This is a genomic window from uncultured Candidatus Thioglobus sp. (assembly GCF_963981275.1).
GTDB lineage: Bacteria > Pseudomonadota > Gammaproteobacteria > PS1 > Pseudothioglobaceae > Thioglobus_A.
On record NZ_CAXCCZ010000058.1, the window covers coordinates 1 to 3,497 of the forward strand.

Below are 3,497 nucleotides of genomic sequence, written 5' to 3' on the forward strand. Positions count from 1 at the left end.
TCACCGGCTGGCTAGGTGGTTATAACTTCCAATGGGCTTGGTCATCAGGCTGGGCTTGTGGACAGGCGTTGTAATAGATATGTTTTTAGATGTAATTAGCCATGATGCAAAAGGTAAGAAGCATACTTTTAATAAGGGTGATCGAGTTTTTACTCAGAGCGATGTTGTAGATTCTTTATATGTTGTATTGTCTGGTAGAGTTAAATTGATTAGGGAGAATATTGAAGGAAATTCTTTGGTCATTCACACTGCTTATGCGGGAGAATCATTTGCTGAGGCTTCTTTATTTTCAAGCGAATACCATTGTCATTGTGTTGCTGATAGTGTTGTTGAATTGCTTAAATTTGATAAGAGTGGCATCCTGGAGTTGCTAAATCAAAATCCAGAATCTATGATGATGTTAATAAAAGAGCTAACAGGGCAAATTCGAGATCTTCGTCTTCTAGGTGAAATTAAAAGTATTTATAGTGCCAAAGATAGGATTATGGCTTTTTTAAGCTATGAAGCACAAGATGGCGTTTTTTACTATTCATATTCACTACTAGACTTGGCACAGAAAATCGGACTGGCCCATGAAACGCTTTATCGAAACTTAACCTCACTGGAAAATGAGGGGAAAGTCAGCAAGCAAGAAGGAAGTATCACACTAAGTTAACAGTATGATTTGAATCATATTGTTTTCAAAACAAGTCGTGTACAATATTAAATTATACAAAAAATAGAAGAGGCTTCATGTTCGCATTTGGGGAAAGGGTTGAAGGCTATGATGGGCTCATGTTTAACGAGCGCGAGGTCCGAGCAGCTGCAGGCATTGTGTTTTTGTTTGCGTTTATGGCATTTATGAGTGGTTTTTTGACGGGTAATAACGAACCTACCAAGCTAATGGTATCGGTTTTTTTGTTTGATTTTTTTATTCGTATTTTCATCAATCCTAAGTATTCACCCTCCATGGTCTTAGGGCGCTGGGTGGTTAATAATCAGAAGCCTGAATATACCGATGCCGCTCCCAAAAGATGGGCCTGGTCATTTGGTTTTATTTTGGCGGCAATTATGTTTTATTTGGTGGTGCTTAATGAGATTCGCGGCCCAATCAATATCTTGACTTGCGCACTATGCTTGGGTTTGTTGTTTTTTGAGGCGGTTTTTGGTATTTGTGCTGGTTGCAAAGTTTATAACCTGGTGCATGACAAAAAAGTAAAGCATTGTCCGGGTGAAGTTTGTGATTTGACTAGAGCCAGAGCACCCATTCAGCGCTTAAACTTAATACAAAAACCTATCTTTGTCCTGGTGATTATTGCGCTTTTTTATTTAGCTTTTGGCGGCATTATTAATTTTTTAATTTTTGGAGAGTAAGATGAAAAAGATAAGTTTATTTTTAATATTAATTGTTACCATGGTAGCTACACACGCTTCTTTGGAAGTGCAAAAAGTGGCCGATAATGTCTACGCTTTAGTAGGTGAGACCACGCAACGCTCACCTTCAAATTTTGGCAATAACTCCACACATGGTGTAATTGTTACCAAAGAGGGTGTGATATTAATTGATTCAGGTGCAAGTTATCTTGGTGCTAAAGAGCTTCACCAGGCTGTTCAAACAATTACCGACCAGCCGATTAAAATTGTTATTAATACTGGTGGTCAGGATCACCGCTGGCTGGGTAATGACTATTTCCAACAATTAGGCGCTAGAATTATCGCCTCAACAAAAACACAAGCTGATCAAAAAACCAGAGCTGATTACCACCTAACAAGATTAGGTAGCTTAATTGGAAAAAGTTTAGATGGCACTAACCCCGTGTTTGCAACAGAGGTTTTTGATGAAAAAATGAACCTAAAACTTGGTAAGGTTGATTTAGAGTTGTTGCATTTTGGCGCAGCACACACCGTGGGCGATATTATTATTTGGATGCCGAGCACCAGCACTATGTTTGCCGGAGACGCGGTGTTTAATGACAGAATGCTGGGTGTCGGCCCGGCTAGGGATATTCACAGCTGGATTTCTGTATTTGAAAAAATGGCAGAATTTAAGCCAAAGCATATCGTTCCAGGACATGGGCATATTTCTAACTTATCCGTAGCAACTAAAAACACCTACGATTATTTGACTTTTCTAAAGACAGAGATTTCCAAAATTTTAGATAATGATGGTGATATGTTAGAGGCGAGTAAAATAGATCAAACAGAATTTCATTTTTTAAGTGGCCATCAAGATATTGCTGGCAAGAATGCCCAGTGGGTTTTTGAAACAATGGAATTTGATTACTAATAAAAAAATGGGGATAGAGATGAATAAATCTATTTTATTGTTATTATCATTGCTCATAAGTGGCATTGCCGCCGCCGAGGCGGTTGAAGTGAAAAGCTATGGTCATTATAAAAAAATGATCCATATGAAAAACACCGATGGTGTGGTTAGTTTGGAAATGGCAATTCCAAAACAAAACTCATACGCAGTTGGCGCAATTCAAGATGGCGCTGGCGAGATTACTGTTTTAAATGGTAAGATTTATCTTGATTACGGTAAGGACGGCATTGGCAATTCAATCTATACGATTCCACCACATGAGAAAGCAGTGCTACTAGCAATAAGTGACGTAGCGCAATGGCAAGATGCCAAGATTAAAAAACCCTTAGCAAAAGAAGACTTGTTTAAAGTTATTCTTTCAAAAGCAAAAGAGATGGGTTTAGATACTAACAAACCGTTTCCATTTCTGCTAGAGGGTAGATTTAAAGATCTACAGATCCATGTAATCAATGGACAAAATCTAAAATTTGGAGGTCATGGTAGCAAGGAAAAAATGTTTCACATGGCAAAAGAAACAATGAGCCATCAAGCGGCCACTATTGTAGGTTTTTATTCAGCAGATGATCAGGGAACTTATACACATCCAGGAGAGTCTTGGCACCTACATGCAATCATTAATGATATTGGTGCTCACGTTGACGAAATACACTCAGGTATAAATGTAGTGTTAAAACTTCCTATGGTAAAAATTCATGATAAGCGTTATAGTTTAGGCCTTGATGCTGCGGAAAAAGAGGAGTTTCTTGCTGAAATGAGACAAATGCTAACAACTATTCAGCAAATTATGATGGGTATTGCCACAAAAGATAAAGACATGATTATTAAGGCGGCGAGCTATTCTGGCAATAGAATGGCAAGAGCAACCCCGCAGTCTGTTAAAGATAAAACACCAGTATCTTTTGAGAGGATTGGTGGGCCAACTCACATGATGTTTGAAGAATTAATTATTAACGTAGAAGAGATGGATTTGAACGATTCAGATGACATAACTGATCTGGCAGAATTTACAGGAAAGTTAATGCAAAACTGTCTTGCTTGTCATGCAGCGTTCAAGGTAGATTAAAATATTCAATTTATATAAGTTAACAAGGAGAGTTGTGGAGTATTTAAAAACATTATTTGCCATTTCATGGACATTGATTGCACTGGGTGCATTTGCTGTTTTTGGATTGGGCGATGATAAAGAAAAAGA

General features: G+C 38.0%; 5 protein-coding genes. All 5 read left to right on the forward strand.

Features of this window, described 5'->3' with window-relative positions; genetic code table 11:
• A partial coding sequence (locus ABNR88_RS06995; RefSeq protein ID WP_348670235.1) for an NAD(P)/FAD-dependent oxidoreductase occupies positions 1-74 on the forward strand: 74 nt, incomplete at its 5' end.
• Positions 75-79: 5 nt separating this feature from the next.
• A complete protein-coding gene (locus tag ABNR88_RS07000) occupies positions 80-655 on the forward strand; it encodes a Crp/Fnr family transcriptional regulator (protein ID WP_291929263.1) in 576 nt (191 codons plus the stop codon).
• 77 nt (positions 656-732) lie between these two features.
• Complete coding sequence (locus ABNR88_RS07005; protein ID WP_348670233.1) at positions 733-1,353, forward strand: DUF4395 domain-containing protein; 621 nt, start codon at positions 733-735, stop codon at positions 1,351-1,353.
• Between the two features lies 1 nt (position 1,354).
• Complete coding sequence (locus ABNR88_RS07010) at positions 1,355-2,266, forward strand: MBL fold metallo-hydrolase (RefSeq protein ID WP_348670234.1); 912 nt, start codon at positions 1,355-1,357, stop codon at positions 2,264-2,266.
• A gap of 19 nt (positions 2,267-2,285) precedes the next feature.
• On the forward strand, positions 2,286-3,368 hold the full coding sequence (locus ABNR88_RS07015) for an acetolactate decarboxylase (RefSeq protein ID WP_291929255.1): 1,083 nt from the start codon (positions 2,286-2,288) through the stop codon (positions 3,366-3,368).
• Positions 3,369-3,497 lie beyond the last annotated feature (129 nt).

Excerpts from the sequence above, each read along its gene's own strand:
- ABNR88_RS07000 (WP_291929263.1), top strand. The coding sequence starts at position 80 with ATGTTTTTAGATGTAATTAGCCATGATGCAAAAGGTAAGAAGCATACT.
- ABNR88_RS07010 (WP_348670234.1), top strand. The coding sequence starts at position 1,355 with ATGAAAAAGATAAGTTTATTTTTAATATTAATTGTTACCATGGTAGCT.
- ABNR88_RS07005 (WP_348670233.1), top strand. The coding sequence starts at position 733 with ATGTTCGCATTTGGGGAAAGGGTTGAAGGCTATGATGGGCTCATGTTT.
- ABNR88_RS07015 (WP_291929255.1), top strand. The coding sequence starts at position 2,286 with ATGAATAAATCTATTTTATTGTTATTATCATTGCTCATAAGTGGCATT.